Origin of the sequence: Jiella sp. M17.18 (assembly GCF_041027365.1) — a bacterium.
Taxonomy (GTDB): Bacteria; Pseudomonadota; Alphaproteobacteria; order Rhizobiales; family Rhizobiaceae; genus VKMB-3413.
The window spans coordinates 38190-62842 of record NZ_JBFTEH010000007.1; the positions used below are offsets into that span (position 1 = coordinate 38190).

The 24653-nt window shown below is 67.9% G+C and carries 22 protein-coding genes and 2 tRNA genes; 7 read left to right on the top strand and 17 right to left on the bottom strand.

What is annotated here, in order from left to right; translation table 11 throughout:
• Nucleotides 1-126: 126 nt before the first annotated feature.
• Nucleotides 127-1494, bottom strand: a complete 1368-nt coding sequence (locus AB5S17_RS14040) for a mechanosensitive ion channel family protein (protein WP_369240391.1) — start codon at nucleotides 1492-1494, stop codon at nucleotides 127-129.
• On the bottom strand, nucleotides 1494-2324 hold the full coding sequence (locus AB5S17_RS14045) for an aldo/keto reductase (protein ID WP_369240393.1): 831 nt from the start codon (nucleotides 2322-2324) through the stop codon (nucleotides 1494-1496). The genes AB5S17_RS14040 and AB5S17_RS14045 overlap by 1 nt, the downstream gene beginning before the upstream one ends.
• Before the next feature lie 92 nt (nucleotides 2325-2416).
• On the opposite strand from AB5S17_RS14045, the gene AB5S17_RS14050 reads away from it, so the two are divergent.
• The gene (locus AB5S17_RS14050) at nucleotides 2417-3418 is read left to right on the top strand and encodes a heparan-alpha-glucosaminide N-acetyltransferase (protein WP_369240395.1); all 1002 of its coding nucleotides are present in this window, start codon (nucleotides 2417-2419) and stop codon (nucleotides 3416-3418) included.
• Nucleotides 3419-3457: 39 nt separating this feature from the next.
• Here the strand turns inward: AB5S17_RS14050 and AB5S17_RS14055 are convergent, their stop codons facing one another.
• Together AB5S17_RS14055 and mgtE are read right to left on the bottom strand one after the other, a co-directional pair.
• Complete coding sequence (locus tag AB5S17_RS14055) at nucleotides 3458-3859, bottom strand: MerR family DNA-binding transcriptional regulator (protein WP_369240397.1); 402 nt, start codon at nucleotides 3857-3859, stop codon at nucleotides 3458-3460.
• Nucleotides 3860-3961: 102 nt separating this feature from the next.
• Nucleotides 3962-5374: a magnesium transporter gene (gene mgtE / locus AB5S17_RS14060; RefSeq protein WP_369240399.1), complete on the bottom strand. Its 1413-nt coding sequence runs from the start codon at nucleotides 5372-5374 to the stop codon at nucleotides 3962-3964.
• 340 nt (nucleotides 5375-5714) lie between these two features.
• Between mgtE and AB5S17_RS14065 the strand changes: the two genes are divergently transcribed.
• On the top strand, nucleotides 5715-6851 hold the full coding sequence (locus tag AB5S17_RS14065; protein WP_369240401.1) for a hypothetical protein: 1137 nt from the start codon (nucleotides 5715-5717) through the stop codon (nucleotides 6849-6851).
• A gap of 85 nt (nucleotides 6852-6936) precedes the next feature.
• On the opposite strand, the gene AB5S17_RS14070 is transcribed toward AB5S17_RS14065, so the two are convergent.
• The 6 genes from AB5S17_RS14070 to AB5S17_RS14095 form a co-directional block, all read right to left on the bottom strand.
• Nucleotides 6937-7794, bottom strand: coding sequence for a glycerol acyltransferase (locus AB5S17_RS14070; RefSeq protein WP_369240403.1), 858 nt, complete (start codon nucleotides 7792-7794; stop codon nucleotides 6937-6939).
• A gap of 166 nt (nucleotides 7795-7960) precedes the next feature.
• The gene (gene thrS, locus AB5S17_RS14075; RefSeq protein ID WP_369240405.1) at nucleotides 7961-9964 is read right to left on the bottom strand and encodes a threonine--tRNA ligase; all 2004 of its coding nucleotides are present in this window, start codon (nucleotides 9962-9964) and stop codon (nucleotides 7961-7963) included.
• Nucleotides 9965-10090: 126 nt separating this feature from the next.
• Nucleotides 10091-10900, bottom strand: a complete 810-nt coding sequence (locus AB5S17_RS14080; protein WP_369240407.1) for a methyltransferase — start codon at nucleotides 10898-10900, stop codon at nucleotides 10091-10093.
• A gap of 282 nt (nucleotides 10901-11182) precedes the next feature.
• Nucleotides 11183-11527, bottom strand: a complete 345-nt coding sequence (locus tag AB5S17_RS14085; RefSeq protein ID WP_369240409.1) for a hypothetical protein — start codon at nucleotides 11525-11527, stop codon at nucleotides 11183-11185.
• Between the two features lie 294 nt (nucleotides 11528-11821).
• The gene (locus AB5S17_RS14090; protein WP_369240411.1) at nucleotides 11822-12175 is read right to left on the bottom strand and encodes a hypothetical protein; all 354 of its coding nucleotides are present in this window, start codon (nucleotides 12173-12175) and stop codon (nucleotides 11822-11824) included.
• 257 nt (nucleotides 12176-12432) lie between these two features.
• Nucleotides 12433-13059, bottom strand: a complete 627-nt coding sequence (locus tag AB5S17_RS14095) for a hypothetical protein (protein WP_369240413.1) — start codon at nucleotides 13057-13059, stop codon at nucleotides 12433-12435.
• A gap of 295 nt (nucleotides 13060-13354) precedes the next feature.
• Here AB5S17_RS14095 and AB5S17_RS14100 point away from each other — a divergent pair, with 295 nt between their 5' ends.
• On the top strand, nucleotides 13355-13567 hold the full coding sequence (locus AB5S17_RS14100) for a cold-shock protein (RefSeq protein ID WP_233721542.1): 213 nt from the start codon (nucleotides 13355-13357) through the stop codon (nucleotides 13565-13567).
• A 978-nt stretch (nucleotides 13568-14545) separates the two neighbouring features.
• On the opposite strand, the gene AB5S17_RS14105 is transcribed toward AB5S17_RS14100, so the two are convergent.
• Complete coding sequence (locus AB5S17_RS14105) at nucleotides 14546-15463, bottom strand: LysR family transcriptional regulator (RefSeq protein ID WP_369240415.1); 918 nt, start codon at nucleotides 15461-15463, stop codon at nucleotides 14546-14548.
• Between the two features lie 107 nt (nucleotides 15464-15570).
• On the opposite strand from AB5S17_RS14105, the gene AB5S17_RS14110 reads away from it, so the two are divergent.
• The 4 genes from AB5S17_RS14110 (at nucleotide 15571) to AB5S17_RS14125 (ending at nucleotide 21046) form a co-directional block, all read left to right on the top strand.
• Nucleotides 15571-17127, top strand: coding sequence for a proton-conducting transporter membrane subunit (locus tag AB5S17_RS14110; RefSeq protein ID WP_369240417.1), 1557 nt, complete (start codon nucleotides 15571-15573; stop codon nucleotides 17125-17127).
• Between the two features lie 21 nt (nucleotides 17128-17148).
• A complete protein-coding gene (locus AB5S17_RS14115; RefSeq protein ID WP_369240419.1) occupies nucleotides 17149-19575 on the top strand; it encodes a YbcC family protein in 2427 nt (808 codons plus the stop codon).
• Nucleotides 19563-20495, top strand: a complete 933-nt coding sequence (locus AB5S17_RS14120; protein ID WP_369240421.1) for a DUF6671 family protein — start codon at nucleotides 19563-19565, stop codon at nucleotides 20493-20495. The genes AB5S17_RS14115 and AB5S17_RS14120 overlap by 13 nt, the downstream gene beginning before the upstream one ends.
• A 407-nt stretch (nucleotides 20496-20902) precedes the next feature.
• Nucleotides 20903-21046, top strand: a complete 144-nt coding sequence (locus tag AB5S17_RS14125) for a hypothetical protein (RefSeq protein WP_369240423.1) — start codon at nucleotides 20903-20905, stop codon at nucleotides 21044-21046.
• A 104-nt stretch (nucleotides 21047-21150) separates the two neighbouring features.
• Here the strand turns inward: AB5S17_RS14125 and AB5S17_RS14130 are convergent, their stop codons facing one another.
• The 6 genes from AB5S17_RS14130 to AB5S17_RS14155 all read right to left on the bottom strand — a co-directional run bounded on the left by AB5S17_RS14130 (nucleotide 21151) and on the right by AB5S17_RS14155 (nucleotide 24624).
• Entirely contained in the window at nucleotides 21151-22317 is a 1167-nt protein-coding gene (locus AB5S17_RS14130) for an HPP family protein (RefSeq protein ID WP_369240425.1), read from the bottom strand.
• 296 nt (nucleotides 22318-22613) lie between these two features.
• Nucleotides 22614-22689: transfer RNA gene (locus AB5S17_RS14135), tRNA-Arg, on the bottom strand.
• A 103-nt stretch (nucleotides 22690-22792) separates the two neighbouring features.
• The gene (locus tag AB5S17_RS14140; protein ID WP_369240427.1) at nucleotides 22793-23101 is read right to left on the bottom strand and encodes an ETC complex I subunit; all 309 of its coding nucleotides are present in this window, start codon (nucleotides 23099-23101) and stop codon (nucleotides 22793-22795) included.
• A 67-nt stretch (nucleotides 23102-23168) separates the two neighbouring features.
• A tRNA-Pro gene (locus tag AB5S17_RS14145) sits at nucleotides 23169-23245 on the bottom strand.
• A 172-nt stretch (nucleotides 23246-23417) separates the two neighbouring features.
• On the bottom strand, nucleotides 23418-23885 hold the full coding sequence (locus tag AB5S17_RS14150; RefSeq protein WP_369240429.1) for a DUF192 domain-containing protein: 468 nt from the start codon (nucleotides 23883-23885) through the stop codon (nucleotides 23418-23420).
• 160 nt (nucleotides 23886-24045) lie between these two features.
• Nucleotides 24046-24624, bottom strand: coding sequence for a cold-shock protein (locus tag AB5S17_RS14155; protein ID WP_369240431.1), 579 nt, complete (start codon nucleotides 24622-24624; stop codon nucleotides 24046-24048).
• Nucleotides 24625-24653: the final 29 nt, after the last annotated feature.

The window sequence follows — 24653 nt, forward strand, 5'->3', positions numbered from 1 at the left end:
GCAGGAGAAACCAGCCGGGCTTGGCGAGATAGAAAAACAGGCTGGCCTCCCCCGGCGATTGCGGCGCCCCGACCGCCCCCTCGGCGACCGACTGCCGGCCCCGGACGGCACCGGCCTAGCGTTGTTTCATTCGGCGACGTCGCTCTTGCCGAACGTCGCCGTGTTAGCGGTCGCGGCTTGAGCGGAGCCGGTCGCTCCTCGCTCCACCACCATCGGCGTGCGGAAGATCACCTCGCGATGCGGGAACGGAATGCCGATCCCGTTCGCCTTGAAGGCATCCCACAGCGCCAGGAGCACCTGTCCCTTGACGTTGGCGATGCCAGCCGGCGGGTCGGAAATCCAGAAGCGCAGGATGAAGTCCAGCGAGGAGTCGCCGAACCCGGTCAGCCAGCAGACCACGGGCTTGCTCTCGACCACCCGCGGCACGGCAGAGGCTGCCTCCTTGGAGATCCGCATCACCTCGTGCGGATCGGCGTCGTAGGACACGCCGAACTTGACGTCGATCCGGACGAGGTCGTTGGAGAAGGACCAGTTGATCACCTGGTTGGTGATGAAGTCCTCGTTGGGGATCAGATATTCCTTCCCGTCCCGCGTCACCACGGAGACGAAGCGGGCGCGAAGGTCGCGGATCCAGCCGAAGGTCTCGCCGAGCGAGATCGTGTCGCCCGGTTTGATCGAGCGGTCGAGCAGGATGATGATCCCGGAAATGAAGTTCGAGACGACCTTCTGCAGCCCGAAGCCGAGGCCGACGCCGATCGCGCCGGAGAATACGGTGAGCGCGGTGAGGTCGAGGCCGACGGAGGCGAGCGCGATTACCAGCGCGACGACGACCAGCCCGATCTTCAGGATCTTGCCGATCAGCACGCGCAGCGCCGGCGTCAGCTCCTCGCTACGCTGGACGCGGGCGTCGAGGAAGCTGCCGAGCGTCGAGGCGATCCACAGCGCCACCGCGATCACGATGACGGTCTTGACGACGAGGAGCGCCGAAATGCGCGCCGTTCCCATGCTGATCGCCGTCTGGTCGAGCACGTTCGCGACCGGCGTCGTCAGGTCGAGGATCGACAGCGCCGCGAAGCTCCACGCCGCGAGAGTGATCAGCCGTGAGGCGAGCCGGTTGCGGATGATCCGCGAGGCGACCGCGATGACCAGCCAGGCGAGCGCCAGCTTGAAGACGACGGAGACGATCTGCGAGCGCGGTCCGCCGGCGGCGACGTCGATGAGCGTGACCAGCCAGAGCAGAAGGACGAAGTAGACCCACCGCATGCGTCGCCGGATCGCGACGACGATGCGCAGGATTCCCGGGGCACCCCGGATCCGGCGCGCCTGCCGCTCGATCGGCGCGCGGGTGAAGCGGTCGAGCCCCATTGCCAGGAGATAGCAGACGACGACGGCGCCGATCTGCGCCAGCGAGGAGGGCTGGTAGAAGAAGTCGAGCGCTGAGCGTCCCCAGTCGGAGACGCCGGCAGCGAGGCGCCGCAGCGCCTCCCGGTCCATCAGATGCGGTCCCAGTTCGGCGCGAAGGACGGGTTCACCAGACGCTGGCGCCGCTTCGTCAGTTCGTCGATCGCCGCCGTTTCCTCTTCGGTGAGGGTGATGTCGAAGACGTCGAGGTTCTCGGCCAGTCGTGCCGGCGTCTTCGTGCGGGGAATCGCGCCGACCCGGTCCTGCGCGATCTCCCAGGCGAGGATGATCTGCGCCGGCGTCCTGCCATGGCGCTCTGCCGCCGCGCGGATGACCTCATGGTTCAAGACCGCCCCGCCCTGCCCGACCGGCGAATAGGCGATCATCGCCATGTCGTGCCGGCGGCAGGCTGCACGCACGCTCTCCTGGCTGAGGAAGGGGTGATATTCGACCTGGTTGCAGACGAGCGGATGCGAGGACATCGCGCTCGCCTCGTCCAGCAGCGCCTCGGTGAAATTCGCAACGCCGATATGCTTCGTCAGGCCCTTGTCCACGGCTGCGTTCAGCGCCTCGATCGATTCCTCCAGCGCCACATCCGGGTTCGGCCAGTGGATGAGGAGGAGATCGACCGCGCCGACCCCGAGCGCCTCGACTGCCTTTTCGGCCGACGCCACGAGCTTGTCGCCGGCGATATCGGTCCACCAGATCTTGGTGGTGAGGAAGATGTCGTCGCGGTCGACGCCGCTGTTGCGGATGCCCTCGCCGACCTCGCGCTCGTTGCCGTACATGCGGGCGGTATCGACATGGCGGTAGCCGGCGGCGATCGCTTTCGCCACCATATCGACGCAAGTCTCGCCTTCGAGTGTATAGGTGCCGAATCCGATCGCCGGGATGCGGGCGCCGTTCGCCTCGATGATCTTCATGCAGAGCCTTTCCGAGACCTCACGCCGATCGCGGCGTGCCGTTTCAGGTACATAGGCGGCCAAACCCCGTTTCCAGCATGCCAGGAGCCTCTGTGACCCAGACTCTCATCCCTGTCTCTCCGGATGCCTCCGGCGCCGGGCCCGCCGCTCCGAACCCGGCGGCGAGGGGCCGGATCCAGATCATCGACATCGCGCGCGCGCTGGCCCTCGTCGCCATGGTGATCTTCCACTTCACCTGGGACCTCGAGCACTTCTCCTATGTCGAGCGCGGCCTGACGGAGGTCGGCGGCTGGCGGATCTTCGCGCGCTGCATCGCCACGAGCTTCCTGTTCCTCGTCGGCTTCAGCCTGGTCCTGGCGCATGGACGGGCGATCCGCTGGCGGCCGTTCCTCGTCCGCCTGGCGCAGATCGCGGCCGGGGCCGCGGCCATCACGCTCGTCACCTATTTCGTGACGCCGAACAGCTTCGTCTTCTTCGGCATCCTGCACGAGATCGTCGTCGCCAGCCTCCTGGGTCTGCTCTTCGTGCGGTTGCCGTTCTATCTCACGGGGCTCGTCGCGGCCGGTGTCATCGCCCTGCCCTTCTTCGTCTCGGGTCCGGCCTTCGACACGCGCTGGCTGGCCTGGGTCGGCCTCGGCGACGCTCCGCCCCTGTCGAACGACCTCGTGCCGATCTTTCCTTTCTTCGGCGGGGTCCTCGCAGGCGTCGCGGCTGCCAGGCTCGCCACCGACACCGGCTTCCTCGGGCGTCTGCGCGCCCTCAACCCGTATCTGGCGCCGCTGTGGCCGGCGGAGGTGCTCGGCCGGCACACGCTGATCTTCTATCTCCTGCACCAGCCGATCCTGTTCGGCCTGGTGTGGGGCCTGACACAGGTCGCGCCGCCGGATCTCGACCGGGTGTTTGCCTCGCAGTGCATGAGCGCCTGCATCGGGCAGCGGCCGGAGGCGTTCTGCCAGCGCTACTGCGCCTGTGCGCGGGACGACCTGAAGGCGCAGAACCTCTTCGTGACGCTGATGGAGGGAGACGTCGGCAAGGAGGACATGACCCGCATCCGGCAGGTCACCAACCTCTGTTCGTTCAAGGCGCAGCAGTAGCGGGACTGGCCGGCCCCGCGCGAGCGCGTCCTACCGGGATCAGCGGCTGCGCTGGCGCTGGCCGATGCCGAGTTCCGCCATGCGGGTCAGGCAGGCCTCCTCGGCCGCGTCGAGCTCGCGCAGCATGTCCTCGATGTCGCGTTTCTTCTGTTCGAGTTCGGCGCGCCGCTCGGCCACTTTCGCAACGATCGTACGCAGCTGACCGGCCTCGCCGGGAGGCGCCTTGTACATGCCGATGATCTCGCGAATCTCGGCGATGGAGAAGCCGAGCCGCTTGCCGCGCAGGATATTTCTCAGAAGCTGCCGATCCGAGTGCCGGAACAGGCGCGTGCGGCCGCGCCGGATCGGCGCGATCAGGCCCTCGTCCTCGTAGAAGCGGATCGTCCGCGTCGAGATGCCGAACTCGCGAGTGAGCTCGGTGATCGTGTAGTGCTCGCGCATCGGCGGCCGGCTTCCAGCTTCTTCGAACTCAATACAGGATGGTATGCTTGCCCGAGGCTTCGCGCGAAAGTCAAACCGAATGGCGCGTCGCGTTCTGCCGGCTCAGCCGAAATGGAACCAGAGGGTCGCGAGCCCCAGGAATGCGAAGAAGCCGGTGACGTCGGTCACGGTGGTCACGAAGGTGCCCGAGGCGATCGCCGGGTCGGCGCCGAAATGGTCGAGAACCAGTGGGATCAGGATGCCGGCCAGCGCTGCGGCCAGCATGTTGATGATCATGGCCGCGGCGATGATCTCTCCGAGCGCCATGTTGCCGAACCAGAGCCAGGCGACGAGGGCGATGATGATCGCGAACAGCGCGCCGTTGAGCAGGCCGATCAGCACCTCCCTGCGCACGATCCGGCCGGCGTTGTAGATGTCGATCTCGCGGGCCGCGAGCGCCCGGACCGCGACGGTCATCGTCTGCGTGCCGGCATTGCCGCCCATCGAGGCGACGATCGGCATCAGGACGGCCAGCGCCACCATCTGCTGGATCGTCGCGTCGAAGAGACCGATGACCAGCGAGGCGAGGACCGCCGTCGCAAGGTTCACCAGCAGCCACAGGAAGCGCGAGCGCGTCGCTGTCAGCACGGTATCGGAAATCTCTTCGTCGCCGACGCCGCCGAGGCGCTTGATGTCCTCGTCGGCCTCCTGCTGCAGGATGTCGATGACGTCGTCGATGGTCAGGACGCCGACCAGACGCTCGTTGGCGTCGATGACCGCGGCGGAGAGCAGATCGTATTGCTCGATGACCTGCGCCGCTTCCTCCTGGTCCATCTCGGCCGGGATCGCGTGGCGCGTCTCGTGCATGATCTCTTCGATCTTCTCCGGCCGCTTGGCCCTGAGGATCCGGTCGAGATCGACCGCGCCGAGCAGCTTGAAGGTGGGATCGATGACGAAGATCTGCGCGAAGGACTCCGGAAGGTCGTCCTCTTCGCGCATGTAGTCGATGGTCTGGCCGACGGTCCAATAGGGCGGCACCGCGACGAACTCCGTCTGCATGCGCCGGCCGGCCGATTCCTCGGGATATTCCAGCGACCGGCGCAGCCGCAGGCGCTCGCGGAACGGCAGCTGGGCGAGGATCTCCTTGCGGTCCTCCTCCTCCAGGTCCTCCAGGATGTAGACCGCGTCGTCCGAATCGAGTTCGCGCAGGGCTTCGGCGACCTGCTCGTTCGGCATCGCGTCGACGATCGAAAGACGGATCGCCTCGTCGACCTCGGTGAGCGCGGTGTAGTCGAACTCCTCGCCCATGAGCCTGACGAGCGACTGGCGCTGCTCGTTGTCTAGCGTCGACAGGAGGTCGCCCAGTTCCGATTCGTGCAACGGGCCGACGCGCTCGCGCAGGAAGGCGCCGTCGCCGGCCTCGATCGCCTCACGCACGCGGCCGAGGAATTCCTCGGCGACGTAGCCGTCCTCGTCGTAGATCTCGGAGCGCGCCTCGACGGCGGGCGCATCGATCGTGAGCTGTGTGTCAGCCATGCACCCCTCCTCGTCGGCGGAAATCGGCGCAGCCTCGCTTCCAGGGCGCCAGGGCAAGCGTCTAGAGGAATTATGACAGGTCGGGAAGCCTGCCGGAGCGTCGGCGCGGCCAGCATGGACCTGTGGCGGCTGCGACGCGAAGGCGCGGTGTCTGCGGCTCCGCGCCTGCTGGGGGAGAAGGCTTCAGAACCCGAAGCGATGAACCGAAATTAGGCCGAAACGGGCGGACTTCTGCCGCGACGGGTCGATTTTTCCTCTCCGCCTTGAATTCGTCCCGCATCTGGGGTCAAGGACGTTCAGGGGAAGAACGCATCTGAGGGGACGGCCGGTGCCGGGCGGCATGCGCTTTGCGATCATCGTCGGCCTTCTGCTTGTGCCCGCCGCGGCGCAGGCACAGGAACAGAAGGGCGGAGGCGGCCTCTTCGGCACCGGACTGTTCGACGGTGGCCTGTTCGGCGGCAGCGCTCCGGAAAAGCCCGGAGCCTACGTCTCGCCCTCCGCCAGCGACCTCGTTCCCGCGCCGAAGGATGTCGGCGCGCCGCCGCTGCGCCCACTCCGGAGCTACAACCCGATCGCGCTGCCGAAGCGGTCCGGAAGCCCCATCGCGCCGAAGATCGACCTTCCGGGCCTGCCGGCCTACGCGCCCCAGCCGACGCCCCCGAAGGACATGATGCGTTCGCAGGCGACCCTGACGCTGTCGGCGAAGCTGACGGATGACGGCCCCGTCGTCTCGAACGGACTCGTCTGGCGGCTGTTCGCGGCCGTTCCCTCGATCGACGGGCGCCCATCGCTGATCGCCTCGTCGGAAAACAGCGTGGCGGATTTCAACGTTCCGACCGGCTCATACATCCTGCACGTCGCCTTCGGCCGGGCCGGGCTGGTGCAGCGCATCGACTTCACCGGCGTGCGTACGCGCGAGACGGTGGTGCTGAACGCCGGCGGCCTGCGGCTGAATGCGCTGGTGAAGGGCGGCAAGCGGGCGATCGCCTCGAAGCTCAGCTTCGACATCTACTCGGACGCCAAGGACGGCGGCGACCGCAAGCTGATCGCCAGCGACGTGCCGCCGGACAAGGTGGTCCGGCTCAACGCCGGCACCTACCACGTGGTCTCGAGCTATGGTTCGGTCAACGCGTCTGTGCGCGCCGATATCCGCGTCGAAGCCGGCAAGATCACCGACGCGACGCTGCAGCAGCACGCGGCGCTGCTGACGCTGAAGCTGGTGCGCGAGCATGGCGGCGAGGCGATCGCCGACACCGCCTGGTCGATCAGCACGGCGTCGGGGGACGTCGTGAAGGAGAGCGTCGGCGCCTTCCCTTCCATGGTGCTGGCGGAAGGGGACTATCTCATCGTCGCGAAGAACCACGACAAGGTGTATCAGCGCCAATTCAGCGTCCATTCCGGCGAGAACACCGACGTCGAGGTCACGACCGCCGACATCGCGGCCGATCAGGACGGCAGCGACGCCTCCACCGACTGACCAGGCCGGAGCCTGGAGACCCACAGCGGCAGCTGACACACCCGCGACTGCAGGCACGACGCCGAAGACCCGGGGCAGAGATTCCTCAGGCTGCGGCGCGCAGCCGCGCGATCCGCGAGCGGCCGCGCGATTCGCCGGCGAGACCGTAGACGGCGTGCCGCAGGCGCTCGGTCAGAAGCCTGCGGTCGCTGACCGTCGCAAGCTCCTCGAACGGGATCAGATTGCCGATCGTCAGCCGGATCGAGCGGCCGTACAGCCGGCGGAACTCGCCGATCAGCAGCCCCACCCGCAGCGACATCGACCACTTCGAGACGAGGTGGAACAGCGGCCCGCACTGGCCGTGGAAGTGGATCGGGAGAACCGCGGCGCCGCCGATCTGGATCAGCCGCGCGGTGAACTGCTTCCACGGCAGGTCGTCGGCCGGGCCGAAAACCTTCTCAGCCGTGGCAACGCCCCCGGCGGGGAAGACGACGATGGTCGTGCCGGCGGCGAGGAGACGGATCGCCTCCTTGCGCGTCGCCATGTTGAGGGCGAGCGCCTCCTTGGTCTCCTCGAACGAGACCGGAAGGCCATAGGCGGCCATCTCCGGGATCTTCATCAGATCGTTGTTGATGAGGATGCGGAACGGTCGATCCAGCCGCTCCGCCATCGCCAGGAGCGCGGCGCCGTCGCCGATCCCGAACGGATGGTTGGCGACCATCACCAGCCGCTCCGGCAGGGTCTCGGGATCGGGCAGCTGGCCGACGCAGTCGAGGCGGATCCGCATCAGGCTCAGCATCTCGCGGAACGCCGTCGGCGAACCGTTGCCGACCCGCGTCCGCCAGACGACGTAGAGCCGGGCCAGGCGGCGACGGCCGGAGAGCTTCTCGATCGAGCGGATGGCGGTCCGCTTCAGAAAGCGGTCGCCCGGTCGTGCATAGGTAAGTTCGGGGTAGTCTCGCATGCGCCGCAGCCGCTGACGTTAAACGCGTCAGCGGATACAGCAGATCGATGACGACCCGATGACGACAAGCTGTCGGTCATCGGGCCGTTACCATCACAAGACGATGTCAAAGGCGGCGAGTGCCGCCGCACTCGATCAACCCAAGCGCGCACATTCCGCTCGCGGATCACGCCGCTGCGGCTGCCACCCGCTTGCGCCTCAGATCCGGCGGCACCGCCTCGTCGGCCAGCGACCGCACCGCCTCGTCTAGCCCCATAGCCGTCTGGTCGCGGGAGCCGAGGCGGCGGAGGTTCACCGTCCGCTCCTCCGCCTCACGCTTGCCGCAGACGAGGATCACCGGGACCTTGGCCAGCGAGTGCTCGCGGACCTTGTAGTTGATCTTCTCGTTGCGAAGATCCGTCTCGACATGCAGGCCGGCGGCCTTCAACGCCGCGGCGACTTCGACCGCATAGTCGTCGGCGTCGGAGGTGATCGTCGCCACCACGATCTGCAGCGGCGCGAACCACAGCGGCAGGTGACCGGCATAGTTCTCGATCAGGATGCCGAGGAAGCGCTCCATCGACCCGCAGATCGCGCGGTGGATCATCACCGGCTGCTTCTTCTCCGAATCCTTGTCGATGTAGAAGGCGCCGAACCGCTCCGGCAGGTTGAAGTCGACCTGCGTGGTGCCGCATTGCCATTCCCGGCCGATCGCGTCGCGCAGCGTGTACTCGAACTTCGGGCCGTAGAAGGCCCCCTCGCCCGGAAGGATGCCGGTCTTGATCCGCCCGCCCGACTGCGCCGCGATCCGCTCCAGGACCTCGCTCATGATCGTCTCGGCGTGATCCCAGTTCTCGTCCGAGCCGACGCGCTTTTCGGGCCGGGTCGAAAGCTTCACCGTGATCTCGCCGAAGCCGAAGTCCTGGTAGACCGACAGGATCAGGTCGTTGATCCGCATGCACTCGGCGGCGAGCTGGTCCTCGGTGCAGAAGACATGCGCATCGTCCTGGGTGAAGCCTCGCACCCGCATCAGCCCGTGCAGAGCCCCCGAGGGCTCATAGCGATGGACATTGCCGAATTCCGCATAGCGAACGGGCAGTTCCCGGTAGCTCTTCAAGCCGTGCTTGAAGATCTGGACATGGCCCGGACAGTTCATCGGCTTGATCGCGAAGACGCGGTGGTCGGCGTCCTCGTCGTCTGGATGGGTGAAGGCATGGGCCGACTTCACCGCGAACATGTTCTCCTGGTACCAGCCCCAGTGACCGGAGGTCTCCCAGAGCGACTTGTCGAGGATCTGCGGGGCGTTGACCTCCTCATAGACGCCGTCGAGCCGCCGGCGCATGTAGGCGACGAGCGTCTGGAACATGCGCCAGCCCTTGGAGTGCCAGAAGACGACGCCCGGCCCCTCCTCCTGGAAATGGAAAAGGTCCATCTCGCGGCCGATGCGGCGGTGATCGCGCTTTTCCGCCTCCTCCAGCATGTGGAGGTATTCCGCGAGCTGCTCCTTCGTCGCCCAGGCGGTCGCATAGATCCGGGTCAGCATGGCGTTATTGGAATCGCCGCGCCAATAGGCGCCGGCCACCTTCATCAGCTTGAAAGCGTCGCCGATCTGGCCGGTGGAGACCATGTGCGGGCCGCGGCAGAGGTCGAACCAGTCGCCCTGGCTGTAGATCTTGACGTCCTGGTCCGCGGGGATCGCGTCGACCAGCTCGACCTTGTAGTTCTCGCCCTTCTCCGCAAAGACCGCCTTGGCCTTTTCGCGCGACCAAACGTCCTTCCTGAACGGCGCGTTGCGGCGGATGATCTCGGCCATCTTCTTCTCGATGACCGGCAGGTCCTCGGGCGTGAAGGGCTGATTGCGGGCGAAATCGTAGTAGAAGCCGTTCTCGATCACCGGGCCGATGGTCACCTGCGTCCCCGGCCAGAGCTCCTGCACGGCCTCGGCCATGACATGGGCCGCGTCGTGGCGGATCAGTTCCAGCGCGCGCGGGTCATCACGGGTGATGATCTCGATCGCGCCGGAGCGCCCGACCGGATCGGCGAGATCACGCACCTCGCCGTCGAGCGCGTAAGCGACGGCCTTCTTGGCGAGCGACTTGGAAATGCCGGCGGCGATGTCGGCGCCGCTTTGGTCGGCGGGCACCTCGCGGCGCGAATTGTCGGGGAATACGAGGGAAACGGCCTCGGCCATGGAAGTCTCTCCTGTCCAGTCCCGCCTACGAGCGCGGGTGGGGCTATTGCGATGTCGGTCGTATAGGATGGTGGTTCTTCGGCTTCAAGCTTGGCGTCGGCGTCCTTTGCCGGCGCCGGACGCGCGTCAGGACCGACGCGCGACGACGAGATGTCCTGGCGCCGGACGGCCGTTCTCCTGGCGCACGGTGATCGGCTGCAGATCCAGGATGGCGAAGCCGTTCGCGGCGAGGCGGCTGCGCACATAGCCTTCGCGGTGATGGAACCGGTGGTCCGGCCCGACCGCGAAGGCCTCGCCTCCGGCGTCGTCCGGCGAGAACGTCTCGGTCGAGACACCGAAGACACCGTTCGGCGCCAGCCTTCCGGCGACGCCCGCAAGCAGCGGATCGAGATCGCCGAGATAGGGGATGACGTCCGTCCCGACGATCAGGTCGAAGGGCTCGTCTTCCTCGAAATCCTCGAGGAATCCGACGGCCTCACCGATATAGAGATGGTCGTAGACGCCGGCGTCGAAGCAGGCCTCGATCATGCCCTCCGACAGGTCGACGCCGATGATCGTCTCGGCGAAAGGCTTCAGCGCGCGCCCCGCCAGACCCGTGCCGCAGCCGAGATCGAGCATCCGCCGGTAAGGACCCGGCGCGACCGCGGCAATCCGCGCTGCCAGAAGAGCCGGGACATCGTAAGCGAGCTGGCGCACGAGGATGTCCTCGAAGGCCTCGGCGTGCTGATCGAACAGGGTCGCGACATAGGCGTCGCCGGCCGAAGGCGGTGTCTCGCCGCAGCCCAGCGCGGCGAGGCGCAGCCGCGCCCCGACATGGTCGTCCGGGTCGATGTCGATGCATCGGCGGTAGGCGTCGGCCGCTTCCTGCCGCCGGCCGGCCTTTTCTGCCGTCAGCGCACGGCCGTAGGCCTCTTCCAGTGCAGCTTCGTCGATCACGCAGGATCCCTCCTGTTTCCGCCTCGCGCCGGCGGTCTGCAGACCCGACGGCGGCTCCGGCAGATCACGAGCCGCGTTGCGGCGCAAGGGACGCGCAAGCGCCGGGCCAAAGACGGCCTCCCGCTGCGGCAAAAGCCTCCTCTGGTATGCCCCCAGCGGGCCGCAAACGATCGAGGATACCGTTTTGGCGGTCCGATCGGGCGCGCGCCGGCGCAATCCTGTGACCGCACGCAAAAACGCCCGGCTCGTCGAGCCGGGCGTATCACTAGCCGTCAGAACGACTTAGTTGTGGTTGGTCTGGCCAGGGACAACGCCCTGCGACGGCGTGGTGGTGCCGATGCCGACGTTGGCGCCGGTGCCCTCCGAGCCGCTGCCCATGCTGTCGCCGGTCAGCGGGGTCTCGCTGGTCGACTGCGTGGTCATGTCGGTCGAGCCCTGCACCGTCACGGTGCCGCCGTTGCCCGCGCCCTCGGCACAACCAGCCGGGGTGCCGGCGCAGTTGGTCGTGCGGTTGGAGGCGTCAGTCGGGGTTGCGCCGTTCGGCGTCTGGCCCGGCACCATGTTCGACTGCGCGAAGGCCGGACCAGCGATCATGGCAAGAACTGCGGCGGTAGCGATGAGCTTCATAATATACATCCTTCTCATTTCGTTGCTCTGACAGACTTGGAAGAGCTTGGCGCTCTCGTCCGCCTTCATCGGGGGATACAACGGCGACCTGCAGATTTTGTTTCGTTGGTTGTCATAATCGGTTCATCACGGATGTGTGAGGCCGCCTCGGCCGGTTGCTGCATCGCGGCGACGCGTTCGGGGCGTCTATCGCGCCGGTCGATGGAGCCGGCTCGCGAACTTGCCGCACCGCTACATCACGCATCCCCGAGACGGCAGCCTCCGGAACACTTCGGCCGCAGATCCGCCGGCGGCCTATTCCGGGCTCCCCGCGCCAACAGGTACGCCGCCGAGTGTCGTGATCCCCGGCTGTTCGATCGGCACCGGATTGGAACTGGAGGTCGAGGGAAGCGCAACGCCGACCGCCCCGACATTGTTCTGCAGCCCACCCGGGCCGCGCGCGGGGCCGCCATAGCCGCTGAAATCGACGCCCGGAAGATTGGTGTGCACGGCGGGGGAAATCGGCGTGCCCGAGTCCACCCGAACCAGCCGGCCGTTTTCGGGGATGGGTGCGTGCCGATGATGCCGCGCTTGCGCAAAGGCGGCGGGGACAAGAGCCAGGGCAGCCGCGGCTGTGGCTGCAGTTGCAAGTGCCATGTGACGGATCATCCGATCCTCCTCTGAGTCGCGCCGGTCCGTGCCGGCCATCACGAGGAAGAATGCCGCACGACCCGGTGCGATCCCTCACGATGGCGAGACGCCGGGCAAGCTGGTGTCGCTTCTACCGGATCACCTTGAAGGTCGGAGACGCCTCCGCCCGACGACCGCGTCCCGGGCGACCGTCACCGCCACCACCAGCCGCCTTCCCAGGACGGAATAGAGGGGGCCCGCTTCCGCGAGTCGCGGGAACGTGAGGGATCTGGCGCTCAGGCCCCGCCAAGCTCGCCGATCAAAGCTCCGGCGGCACGCACCATCTGCGCAAACGGCAGACTCAAGAACACCTCGGGCAGCGCGTCGGCCGTGGCGAATTCCGGGATACGCTCGTCGCTCATCGGCATGTGGAAGAAGCCGAACTGCTCGACGCCCAGCGCTTCGGCGTGGAAAGCCAGCCTGTAGAGCGTTTCGTTGCAGAGATAGCTGCCGGCATTGGTCGACCACTCGAAATCGACGTCCGCCGCCCTGAGGGCTGCCGCGACACGGTCCCACGGCAGCCGCGCCGGCAGCGTCGGGGGCCCGTCGAGGATCGAGGGGCCGGCCGGAAAGCCGTTGACCGCGTCGGGCCGGCCGAGCTCGCGATGATTGCGGGCGACAAGCTCGACCCGGAACCGCTCGGCGCGCGCATGCAGGCCGAAGAGCAGCACGGTCCTCGGCCGAGCCCGCTCGATCGCCGCCCGCAGGGCCGGCCAGCTGCCCGCCCATTCGACCGGAAGGACGATCGCCTCGACGGCCCCTCGGGGCGCCGCCGACCCGTCTGCCAGGGCCTTAGCGAGATCCTCGGTCGGATTGACGGGAGCACCCGGAAAAGCGGAGAAGCCGGCGGCGAGTATAGGCATGGTCTCGTGTCGTTCTGCGTGTGACTTGCTGTCCGGCATCGGGCGCCCGTTCGTCCCGTAATGATATGTGAAGTCCGTCAGAAAAGTTTTACTTGCAAAGCTTGGGGAATGACAGCATCATCGAGGCGTTCGGGCAAATTCGCGAACACGGGTATTGGACGAATTGCGTGTCGGGAGCGCCTCTCCCGGGTTGGCCGATTTAGTTCGGCTTACGATGTATCGGTTCCTATCCTAGTCAAGACTTGCCTGCCACAGCCCTTGGGCGAAACGTTATGCCAGGATAAGGATTCCGAGAATGGCACAGACCGGGACGGTCAAATTCTTCAACACCGAGAAGGGTTTCGGGTTCATCAAGCCGGACAACGGCGGTGCGGACATCTTCGTCCACATCTCGGCCGTTCAGGCCTCGGGCCTCCCCGGCCTGCAGGAGAACCAGAAGGTCTCCTTCGACACCGAGCCGGACAAGCGCGGCAAGGGTCCGAAGGCGGTCAACCTCCAGTCGGCCTGACCGAACGGCTTCCCTCGCCGTGAACCTGCATTCGCGGCGACATGCCTCTGTGATTCCCGTCGGACGAGTCCGGCGGGCGTTTTCGTGCTGATCGGCGAACAAGCGCCGTGCCGGAAATTCGACTGGGCAACAGCGAGCCGTCCGCGCTCATGGTCCGGCCACTTGCACCAAGGTATGCAGCGCGGCATCGAGCGGTGCGGCATCTGGCGATTCGGCGAGGTGGTGGCTGCGGCTTCACCGGACGTGCAGCGGCTCGCGATACGCGTTGCGGAACTCCCGCTACAGGCCTCCTTTTCTTGCTTTGCCTCGGACTTCCAGCGGCGGATGCGGTCGCCGCGTCTCGGCGCGTAATCTTCCCGTAGAGACGCTCCGCGCGGCGTGCAGGCGGCAAGCATCGGAAGCGGCGAAATCCGGCGTCTTCGCGCTTGAGCGAGAACCGATCAGCAGCGTTCCCTCGAACTCGTCCGTGGCGTAAAGCATGGCCGCATCCGCGGCGAAGAGCCGCAGATTACCGCCAGCTCGTCCCCTGATGGGTGCGGCATGCCGACCGGGACAATGTCGGCGGACAGTCGCGATCGACAGAGGCAGGGATGAGTCGAAAAGACCGATCCCAAGCGGAGGCGGGTCGTGACATGTCCCCGCTGATCGGCTCTCATTCTCCGCCGGTCGACGCGGCGATCGAATGACTGGTCGCGCGGCGAGGTCGTGGACCGCGCTGACTTTTGCGATGCAATCGTCCCCGGCGTTGCCCGGCCCCGTCAAGTCGGCGCTAAGGTCATGGATGCGTTTCGACTCGGGTGTTTGGGAATGCCGCCGTGCTCTCGATCCATTCTCGTTCCTTGGGCAGGTGGCTGGCTGCGCTCCTGCTCATCCTGACGAGAATCATGGCCGCTCGGCGAAGGGTGCCGTCTGGCGTGGGATTGCGAGATCGAGGCGGAACCGGAATGGGTGTCCTTTCCCGCTACGACGTCCGAAGCGTCATTCAGCTGCCGGATGCGGTGCTTCGTGCGTCTGGCCGAGGATCTGCCCGCGCCCGATCAGCTCGCGCAGAAGCGGGTTGGGGAACCGCCGCTCAATCGTCACGGCATAGAAGGTCTCCGACACCCCGGGCATCCGCTCCGCTTCGACGAGGACGCCGCTCTCGAGTTCGTCCTTGACGACGATGCGGGGAATGACGGCGAGGCCGATCCCTTCGCGCGCCAGAAGCCTCATCATGGCCATGTCGTCGGCTTCCGCCGCGATCTGAAGGCGCACGCCCAGCCGGGCGGCCAGCGCGTCGAAGCCGATGCGCACGCCGCTGTCCGCGGTCGGCAGGATGACCGGCTGCGCCGAAATGAGCTCGGCGATCGTGGTGCCGTCCGCGATCCGCGCCGGGACGCCGACAAGGCTCGCCCGCTGCTCGGCCAGCCGGTGCGAGACGAAGGGCGTCACCGCATCCGGCGCGGGTGCCCGGTTCGTCAGCAGCACGTCGATGTTCAGGGTCTCGAGCGCCGCGAGCAATTCCGCCGTGCTGCCGGAGCGTAGCACGACCTCAACGTCCGGCCGCCCGAGGATCGGCCGCAGGAAGTCGATCTGGAAGTTCCGGGACAGCGTCGCCAGCGCCCCGACACGCAGCGCCGTCCGGACCTCGCCGGTCTGGCGCAGCGTGCCCACCAGTTCCTCCCCGGCCGCGAAGATCGCGTCGGCGTGGTCGAGCGCGATCCGCCCGGCCTCGGTCAGATGCAGCTGCCGGCCGCGGCGCTCGAACAGCGCGTGGCCGAGCCGCTCCTCCAGCTTGCGGATCTGCACGGACAGCGCGGACTGCGACAGGTTCAGCCGCTCCGCCGTGCGGGTGAGGTTCCCGTCATGCGCGACCGCCCAGAAGTAGTGGAGATGCCTGTAGTTCAGCTCGGCCATCGTTCATTCTCTTTAGAAGAACGATTTTTGCAAAACAATGAATTTTTCTCCTCCTAGCGGCCGCGATACGAGATCCGGGCTCTCGCAACCCAGCCACGGAGATCCGCTTGCCCCTCCCTCTCCTGCCGCTCCTCGCCCCGCTGGCGCTTTTCGCCGTCGCAGCCTCGGCCGCACTCGATCCGGGAAGACGGCCGCGCCATATTCCACGGCTCGCCGAGGGCGCAGCCTTGTTCGCTCTTCTCGTGGCGCTGGCTTCTGCTGCTGTCCTCGTGACGTGGGGGCCTTCCAGCGCAGCGCTCGGCTTCGGCGATCTCGCGCTGTCGGTGCGGCTCGACGCGGTGAGCGCGGCGATGCTGCTGCTCGTTCCGTTCATCGGCTGGGTCGTGCTCCGCTACGCCCGGACCTACATGGATGGCGAGGCCCGACAGGGGGCCTTTACCGGGTGGCTCTGCGCGTCCCTCGCGGCAGTGCTCCTGCTGGTGCAGGCGGACGGCCTGGTGCAGCTCGTTCTCGCCTGGATCGGAACGAACCTGTTCCTCCAGAGGCTGCTGCTCTTCTACCCCGATCGGATTCAGGCACGGCGGGCGGCGCGCAAGCGCCTCGTCGTGGCGCGGGTCGGCGAGGTGGCGCTGATCGGCGCGGCCGTGCTGATCGTCGCGGCGATGGGAACGGCGAACATCTCGGCGGTGCTCGATGCGGCGCGGTCGGGGGAAGCGCCGGCGAGCTTGCTCTTGGCCGCGGCCCTGATCGCCGTCACTGCCGTCCTGTCCGCGGCGCAGTTCCCGACGCATGGCTGGCTGACCGAGGTGATGGAAGCGCCGACGCCGGTGTCGGCCCTGCTGCACGCCGGGGTCGTCAACGCCGGCGGGTTTCTCCTCGTCCGCTTCGCCGATCTCATGCTGCTGGCGCCGGGCGTGCTCGCCCTCCTGGTCATGATCGGCGGCTTCAGCGCCCTCATCGGCGCCCTCGTCATGCTGACCCAGCCCGCGGTGAAGACCTCGCTCGCCTGGTCGACGGTGGCGCAGATGGGCTTCATGATCCTGCAGTGCGGCCTCGCGCTCTTCCCGCTCGCGCTCCTCCACATCGTCGCCCACTCTCTCTACAAGGCGCACGCCTTCCTGAGCTCCGGCGGCGCGGTGGAGAGGGTCGCGGCGATCCGTCGGCCCGGTCCGATCGCGATCCCGGACGTGCGCGCCGTCGGTCGCGCCTTCGTGCTGGCGCTGGCGATCTATGCCGGGGTCGCCGTGATCTTCGGGATCGGAGGCAAGTCGCCGCAGGCGCTGGCGCTCGGCGCCATCCTGATCTTCGGCGTCGCCTATCTCCTCGCACAGGGACTGGCGGACGCCGCGCCGCGGGCGCTGACGCGCCGCACCGCGCTTTACTCCGTCGCTGTCGCGATCGGCTATTTCGGCCTGCAGACGGTGGCGGAACGGCTGCTGTCGGGCACGCTGCCGGCGACGCCCGCGCCCGGCCCGCTCGAATGGGCGCTGATCGCGCTCGCCCTCGTCAGCTTCGGCATCGTCGCGGTCGCGCAGGCGATGTTCCCGCTCTGGGCTCATCATCCGGCCGCCGGCGGCCTGCGCGTGCACCTCTCGAACGGCCTCTATGCCAACGCCGCGTTCGACCGCCTCCTCGGCGGCTGGACCGCCGGCCGGGCCCGCTGAAGACATCTGGAGGAGGATCCCATGGCGTGGACAGACACCAGCCTCACCGCACTGCGGGATGACGGGCTCGCGCGGGCGATCGACGCCGCGGCACGTGCGGTGCCGCCGCTCTGGCCGCTGAACGCGAGCGTGGCGGTCAATCCGTTCCTCGGCCAGGCCCAGAGCGGTCTCGCCGACACCGGCGTGCGGCTGGCGCGTGTCGCCGGCGCAGACGTGACGATGCCGCGCGCATGGTACCGGGCGCGGATCGGGACGGGCGCGATCACCGACGAGGATCTCGCAGATGCGCTCGCGGCGTCACCACAGGCGGGGCGGCCGCGCGATCTTGCGGCGCTGCGGCGGGCGACCGAAGACGACACGCCACCCCCCTCTCCTCTCCCCACTGTCGCAGACCTCGCAGCCGAGGTCTCCGGAACCGACTGGCCCGGTCTCGTCGCGGAGCGGCTCGGGGCATGGGCCGCCGCCCATTTCGACGAGGGTCAGGCGCTCTGGGCTGCCCCGCGGGAGACGAGCGCCTACCGGGCCTGGCGCGCAGTCGCGATCCGTGACCTCACGCCCGAGATCGCCGGCCTGCCCGGCTTTGCCCGCCATGTCGCCGACGCGCCGGAACGGGCGGAAGAGGCCGTCGCGCGGGCGGCGGGTCGGCTCGGTCTCGGCGACGCGGCTCTGGAAGCCTATTTCCACCGGCTGCTGATGACACTCGGCGGCTGGTCGCAATATGCGCGCTACCGGCTCTGGGTAGCCGAACTCAGCAGCCGGACCGACACGACGCTGACCGACCTCCTGGCGATCCGGCTCGTCTGGGAAGAGACGCTGTTCCAGCGCTACGGCGAAGCCCTCGCGGCGGCTTGGGAGACGGCTCAGGCGGCTTACGCCGATGCGGACCGGCCGACGCCCGATCTTGTCGTCGACGCGATCCTGCAGGAAGCCGCAGAGCGGGCCGATCAGCGGGCGCTCGCCGCCGTGCTCGATTCGCCGGCGCCCGCGCGGCCGCAGGGACGGCCGGCGGTGCAGGCCGCCTTCTGCATCGACGTGCGCTCCGAGCGGTTCCGCCGCGCCCTCGAGTCCGTCGACCCGCGGATCAGGACGTCGGGGTTTGCGGGCTTCTTCGGCATTCCGGTGGAGCACCAGGGCTTTGCCTCCGATGTCGGGGAGCGGCGTCTACCGGTCCTCCTCCAGCCGGGCGTGAGAAGCCGTTCGGGCGGCGCCGAGGACGCCGCCGACCGGTCGTCGCGCTTCGCCAGGCGCGCCAGACGGGCGTGGGGTCGCTTCAAGCTCGCTGCCGTCTCCTCCTTCGCCCTCGTCGAGGCCAGCGGGCCGCTCTATGCTGGCAAGCTTCTGCGCGACGCGCTCGGCCTCGGCCCAGCGTCCCGGCCGGACGGACCTCCACCCCGGTTCGATCCGCCGCTTGCCATCGAGGCCCGCGTCGACATGGCCGAGAAGATCCTCCGGGCCATGTCGCTGACGGGGGATTTCGCGCGCGTCGTGGTCCTCGCCGGCCATGGCGCCGCCGTCGTCAACAATCCGCATGCGAGCGCGCTGCAGTGCGGCGCCTGCGGCGGCCATTCCGGCGAGGTCAACGTCCGACTGCTCGCCACGCTGCTGAACAGTGCGGAGGTGAGACAGGGCCTGGCGAACCGGCAGATCCGGATCCCGCAGGACACGCTGTTCGTCGGCGCCCTGCACGATACGACGACCGACGCGGTGGTGCTCTACGAACAGGACCACGTCCCGCCGGAGCACGAGCAGGACCTGGAGCGTCTGAAGGGCTGGCTTGCCGCTGCGGGCAAGGCGACGCGGGCCGAGCGGGCGCTTTGCCTGCCGAGGGCGGCGGGGGAAGCCTGCCTCCATGGCCGCGGCCGCAACTGGGCGGAGGTGCGCCCGGAATGGGGGCTCGCCGGCTGCCGGGCCTTCATCGCTGCCCCGCGCGGCCGCACGACCGGCAGACACCTCGAAGGCCGCGCCTTCCTGCACGACTACGACTGGCAGCAGGACAAGGATTTCGGCGTGCTGGAGCTGATCCTGACCGCGCCGGTGGTCGTGGCGAGCTGGATCAGCCTGCAATATTACGGCTCGGCGGTGGCCCCCGAGGTCTTCGGCGCCGGCAACAAGCTGCTGCACAACGTGACCGGCGGCATCGGGGTCGTCGAAGGCAATGGCGGGCTCCTGCGGGGCGGCCTGCCCTGGCAGTCGGTGCATGACGGCGAGACGCTGGTCCATGAGCCTCTGCGCCTGTCGGTGTGCATCGAGGCGCCCCGCGAGGCGATGAGCGCGGTCCTGAAGCGGCACGAGGACGTGCGCGCGCTGTTCGATCATCGCTGGCTGCATCTCTTCGCGCTCGACGACACCGGCCGGATGGCCTGGCGCTATGCCGGAGACCTCGGCTGGGAGCCGTTCGCCGCCACAGGCGTCGCGGTCGAAGAGGAGTTCGCCGCATGCGGCGCATGATGCTGCCGCCTCCCGGCGATGGCGGCTCGATCGAGGCGCAGACGACGGAGGATGTTTCCCCGGTGGCTTCGGTCTATGCCGGACGACGAGCCGTACTCGCGACCATGCACGGCAAGGAGGCGGCGATCGGCCCGTCGCTTCACGGGCGTCTCGGCCTCGCTGTCGACGTTGCCACGGGCATCGACACCGACAGCCTCGGCACGTTCACCGGCGAGGTGCCGAGAGCCGGCAACATGGACGAGGCCGCCATCGCCAAGGCGCGACTGGGCATGGCCGCATCGGGCGCGTCGATCGGCATTGCGAGCGAAGGCAGCTACGGGCCCCACCCGCAGTTTCCCTTCGTGGCCGCCGGGGTCGAACTCCTGGTGTTCGTCGACGACGAGCGAGGCCTTGTCGTGCGCGAGCGCCTCGTTGACGACGCCCCGGTCTACAGGCACGCGGCAGCGTCGAGCCCGGCGGGGCTGGAACGGTTTCTGGATGCGGTCCGCTTTCCCTCGCATGCCCTGATCGTCCGCCCGAACGTTTTCAAGGATTTGCACGCTCAGATCCACAAGGGCGTGCGCACCCTGGAGGAGCTTGAACGGGCGGTGGCGGACGGCGCTCGTTGGTCCGGGGACGGTCTGGCGTTCGTCCAGACGGACATGCGCGCCCACATGAACCCGAGCCGCATGGCAGTGCTCGGCCGGCTCGCAGGACCCCTTGCCGAGCGTCTCCTCTGCCTGTGTCCTGCCTGCGGGGCGCCGGGCTACGGGGTCGTGGAGGCCGCGACCGGCCTTCCCTGCGCCTGGTGCGGCGGTCCGACCGGCCTCGTGCGGCAGGAGATCTTCGGCTGCGTCGCCTGCGACAGCCGGGAAGCCCGCGAGCGCCCGGACGGGCTCGCGGAGGCCGATCCCGGCCAATGCCCCGCCTGCAATCCGTGATCGGAATGCCGGTCGACCGCCCCACCCCGATCACTGCATCCAACGTCGCGCCAGAGCCGGCGGCGATGCTCGCAGTGGTCCGCGACGCGGGATGCCGGGAGTTCGCGCTTGCCCAGATCTCGGAGCTGCTCGCGGTCATGCACCGCAGGGCGCGCACCGGGCACGGCCCTCTCCTGCTCGGCGTATGGACCGGCCCCGGATGCTTGCTGGACATCGCTGGCGCGCTTTAGGGAACGGAAGCCAGTGCACCTGCCACGGGGCTCCGCGTCGGGACCGAACTCATCAGCCTGTGGCCGGATTGGAGCCTCTGCCGCCTCGCCGACGCCGAGGCATGCCGACTGTCCCTCGCCGCGGCGCTCTGGCGTGCTACGGGTGAGCCGGGCAGTGCCGGCCGGGACTTCACGCCGGTGTTCTCCACCGCCCTCACGCGGCATCAGGTGAGCGGCGAGCTTCGACGGCTCGAAGACGCCCTCGCCTCGCGCGTGAAGCCGCCGCTCTATCAGGACGCCGAGACGGGACGCCTCGTCCTTCCGTCCGACTACGTGTCCTGACGCTGGACCAACGGTATGCGCCCGACACACCCCTGCACATCCGGCCGATGCCGGGTGTCGCCGTAGAGGACAGGGAGGCTGGAGACGGAATCGCTTCGACGACGCTAGGCCGCCGAGACCGTCGTCTCCCGCAGGCTGCCTTGGAACAGCGCCGCGATCAGGTCGGACTGCGTCACCAGGCCGACCAGACGCCCTTGGGAGACCACCGGCATGTGATGAAGTCCGGCATCGGCCATCAGGGGAACGAGCTCAGCGATCGTGAGGTCGGCATCCGCGCAGCGGGCGGGGCTGCTCATGATTTCGGCGACTTGCGTGCGGGACGAGAACCCGGTGCTGATGGCCTGTTGCAGGCGATCGGCCCTCCCGAATGCCGGCCGGCGGGAGCCACGGCCGATCGCATGGAGGAGATCGGTCTGGGTCACGATCCCGAGGACCCTGCGGTCTTCGGAAATCACCGGCAGCGCCTTGAACCGGTGCGCCCGCAGGACTCGCCAGGCCTCGTCGAGCGTCGCCGAGGGGCGGACCGTCGCCACCTCCCGGGACATGAAGTCGGCGCACACGACGTCTCCCGAGCGCCGCCGATAAGCTTCCCTCTCCGCCTCCCACAGGAGGTTCGCCAGGTCATCCCGGTCGATGTCGATCACCTCGTCATACCGGCTGAGAACCGTGTCCAGATCTGCAAGGGTGAAGCCGACGCGCTCCGTCGGCGGGGAATCCGAGGTGCCGTGCCGGCTGTCCCTCAGCGGACGCAGGTGAGGATACCGGTGGCGCGTCAGGTTGTTGTAGGCAAGCGCGACGGCGAGAAGGAGAGCCGAGTTCAGAAGGACGGGCGCGAGGGCGAAGGCGAATCCCAGCGACTGCGCAGCCGGCCCGGCCAGAACTGCCGTGATCGCCACAGCGCCGGCCGGCGGATGCAGGCACCGAAGAAAGAACATCGTCCCGATCGCTAGGCTCACCGCTACTCCCGCGGCCACGATCGGATCCGGAATCCAGAGCCGGCAGGCCACGCCGATGAGGGCGGCGAGGCCGTTGCCGCCGAGGATCGACCAGGGTTGCGCCAACGGGCTGGACGGCACGCCGAACAGGAGCACCGCCGATGCGCCCATCGGCGCGATCAGCAGTGGAACGTCCCCGGACGGTCCGAGGATGAGCCGCGTGACGAGCCCGGTGATGAGGATGCCCATCAGCCCGCCGATGCTGGCGCGCAGTCTCTCCGCATATGTGACCTGCCCGAGATTGGGGATCAGGCGAACCAGAAAACTGTCGTGCATGTCGGACTACGGCGCCGCCCTCTCCGGTGATCGTGCCGCCGGATTAGCGGAGGGCTCGGAGAATGCACATGCGAGATTTTCCAATCTGCGGCTCCGCCGCGCATTTCTTTGCTGCTGAAGGGGATGGAGAATGAGGACCTTGCAGGGGATGGCGGCACGACCGGCGTCCCGCGCGGGGACATACAGCCGGTTGAGGCAGCCTCACGCTGTGAAAGACGGTGATCTCGGGACAAATCGCGGCTTGGGGAACGCGCCCCAGCGACCGGCGTAAGTCACTGAAACCGCGAAAGAATTGATGGCGACCCCGGCAGGATTCGAACCTGCGACCATCGGCTTAGAAGGCCGGTGCTCTATCCTCTGAGCTACGGGGCCGTCGCGTCGCGGAGCGACTGCGCAGTCGTATCATGTCTCGCCGTCAGCCGCCGCATCTTCCGAGCGCCGCTTCGTTCGCCGCTCGGGCTGAGCGAAGCGAACCTCAATGCGTCCAGGGCTGGCGGCGATCATATTTGAAGTTGTCGGAATAGGCGATCTTCGGGCGCCCCTGCGCGATGTGCGGCTCCTCGATCCGGTAAGGGATGTCGTTGCGCTCGGCGTATTCGACCGCCTCTTCCTTGGTCTTGAAGGACAGGCGCACCTGCGAGCGCATGTCGCCGGACGAGGTATAGCCCATCAGCGGCTCGACCCGCTTCTGCTCCTCGGGTTCATAGACCAGCAGCCACTCGCGGCTCTTCGCCTTGCCGGACTGCATGGCGTTTCGGGAGGGACGGTAGATACGTGCAAGCATTCGGGCCTCGTCTCGATGTTCCGCGCCAGAACCACAACACCGGAACGTTAAGAAGCACCGACGATGCTGGTCGGAGCGGCAGGATTCGAACCTGCGACCCTCTGGTCCCAAACCAGATGCGCTACCAGACTGCGCTACGCTCCGCCGCGGCATGCCGATGCCACCGCTGGGGATGTGCCGGTGCGCAAGGGCGAAGTCAAGGTCGCCCGAACGCGATTTCTCCGACCAGGGAGAGAGGAACCACCCGGCTGCACCACAAGGTCATGGCGCGAGCGATGCCGCCCGAGGCTGCCGTGCGGCCGGGCTGCGGAGCGGCTCAGTTCGTGGCCGGGATCGCCTCGGTCTCCAGCCGGTCGCCGGTCTTGACGTCGAGCCGCGCGGCCGCGCCGCCGTTCAGCTCGAGCACGTAGCGGACCGGGACGCCCGACGGGATCGGCGTCTCGTCCAGCGGCTGGGCGTTGGTCTTGATGCTCTTCACCGTTCCCTTGTCGTCGATGAACAGCATGTCGAGCGGGATCAGCGTGTTCTTCATCCAGAAGGCGACCGGTCCGGTCGCGTCGAAGACGAACAGCATCCCGTGATCCTGCGGCATGGACGATCGGTTCATCAGCCCGGTCTCGCGCTCGGATTCGGTCGCCGCGATCTCGATGTCGAGCTTGTGCCGCCCGCTGTCGGTGACGAGCGTTGCCGTCGCCGTTCCGCCGGCGAAGGCGAGATAGGCGGCAGCGACGACGGCGACTGCGGCGACCGTGCCGCCGAGGGCGAGCTTGCGTGCGATCATCATGCATTCATCCGCAAAGAGGTGCGGCGCAAACTAGCGCGCGACCCGGAACGATGGGAAGCGGTTTTCCGCGGCAGGCGCAACCGGGACGATGGGGCGCAGGCGCCGCACTCCGGATGCGTGGCTCTCCGCCGGGCCGCACGTCCGACGGCCATCGCCGGCTTCAGTGGGAGGCTGGTCGTTCCGCTCCGCCGGCCGGATGGATTTCCGCCGCCATCAGCCCCTTCGAGCCGTTGCCGAAGCGCACCATCACGCTCTGCCCGGGCCTGAGCTCGCTCATGCCGTAGCGGCGCAGCGTCTCCATGTGCACGAAGATGTCCTCGGTGCCCTCGCCGCGCGTCACGAAGCCGTAGCCCTTCGTCCGGTTGAACCACTTCACCACGGCGGCGACGAGGTCGCTGCTGGGAGCCACCGTCACATGCGTCTTCGACGGCGGCATCTGCGACGGGTGGACCGCCGTCGACTGGTCCATCGACAGGATGCGGAACGCCTGCAGACCCTTCTCCCCCTGCTGGACCTCGCAGACCAGCCGCGCCCCCTCGGGGGCGGTGGAAAAGCCGTCGCGCCGCAGACACGTCACATGCAGCAGGATGTCCGGGCCGCGCTCGTCCGGCACGATGAAGCCGAAGCCCTTGGAGACGTCGAACCACTTGATGTGACCAGAGATCACCGTGAGGCCGACATCGCCGCCAGCCGGCGCCTCGTGCCCGTCTCGCAGCTGTGCAGAGAGTCTCTCCGGCATTCGGGGGTTCCGCCTTTTACGCCAACCGA

What these genes read in the sequence shown, in the direction of transcription:
- AB5S17_RS14120 (WP_369240421.1), top strand. Translation starts at nt 19,563, where the DNA reads ATGCGGCGCATGATGCTGCCGCCTCCCGGCGATGGCGGCTCGATCGAG.
- AB5S17_RS14065 (WP_369240401.1), top strand. Translation starts at nt 5,715, where the DNA reads ATGCGCTTTGCGATCATCGTCGGCCTTCTGCTTGTGCCCGCCGCGGCG.
- AB5S17_RS14090 (WP_369240411.1), bottom strand. Translation starts at nt 12,175, where the DNA reads ATGATCCGTCACATGGCACTTGCAACTGCAGCCACAGCCGCGGCTGCC.
- mgtE (WP_369240399.1), bottom strand. Translation starts at nt 5,374, where the DNA reads ATGGCTGACACACAGCTCACGATCGATGCGCCCGCCGTCGAGGCGCGC.
- AB5S17_RS14040 (WP_369240391.1), bottom strand. Translation starts at nt 1,494, where the DNA reads ATGGACCGGGAGGCGCTGCGGCGCCTCGCTGCCGGCGTCTCCGACTGG.
- AB5S17_RS14045 (WP_369240393.1), bottom strand. Translation starts at nt 2,324, where the DNA reads ATGAAGATCATCGAGGCGAACGGCGCCCGCATCCCGGCGATCGGATTC.
- AB5S17_RS14085 (WP_369240409.1), bottom strand. Translation starts at nt 11,527, where the DNA reads ATGAAGCTCATCGCTACCGCCGCAGTTCTTGCCATGATCGCTGGTCCG.
- AB5S17_RS14150 (WP_369240429.1), bottom strand. Translation starts at nt 23,885, where the DNA reads ATGATGATCGCACGCAAGCTCGCCCTCGGCGGCACGGTCGCCGCAGTC.
- AB5S17_RS14055 (WP_369240397.1), bottom strand. Translation starts at nt 3,859, where the DNA reads ATGCGCGAGCACTACACGATCACCGAGCTCACTCGCGAGTTCGGCATC.
- AB5S17_RS14140 (WP_369240427.1), bottom strand. Translation starts at nt 23,101, where the DNA reads ATGCTTGCACGTATCTACCGTCCCTCCCGAAACGCCATGCAGTCCGGC.
- AB5S17_RS14155 (WP_369240431.1), bottom strand. Translation starts at nt 24,624, where the DNA reads ATGCCGGAGAGACTCTCTGCACAGCTGCGAGACGGGCACGAGGCGCCG.
- AB5S17_RS14130 (WP_369240425.1), bottom strand. Translation starts at nt 22,317, where the DNA reads ATGCACGACAGTTTTCTGGTTCGCCTGATCCCCAATCTCGGGCAGGTC.
- AB5S17_RS14105 (WP_369240415.1), bottom strand. Translation starts at nt 15,463, where the DNA reads ATGGCCGAGCTGAACTACAGGCATCTCCACTACTTCTGGGCGGTCGCG.
- thrS (WP_369240405.1), bottom strand. Translation starts at nt 9,964, where the DNA reads ATGGCCGAGGCCGTTTCCCTCGTATTCCCCGACAATTCGCGCCGCGAG.
- AB5S17_RS14095 (WP_369240413.1), bottom strand. Translation starts at nt 13,059, where the DNA reads ATGCCTATACTCGCCGCCGGCTTCTCCGCTTTTCCGGGTGCTCCCGTC.
- AB5S17_RS14070 (WP_369240403.1), bottom strand. Translation starts at nt 7,794, where the DNA reads ATGCGAGACTACCCCGAACTTACCTATGCACGACCGGGCGACCGCTTT.
- AB5S17_RS14115 (WP_369240419.1), top strand. Translation starts at nt 17,149, where the DNA reads ATGGCGTGGACAGACACCAGCCTCACCGCACTGCGGGATGACGGGCTC.
- AB5S17_RS14100 (WP_233721542.1), top strand. Translation starts at nt 13,355, where the DNA reads ATGGCACAGACCGGGACGGTCAAATTCTTCAACACCGAGAAGGGTTTC.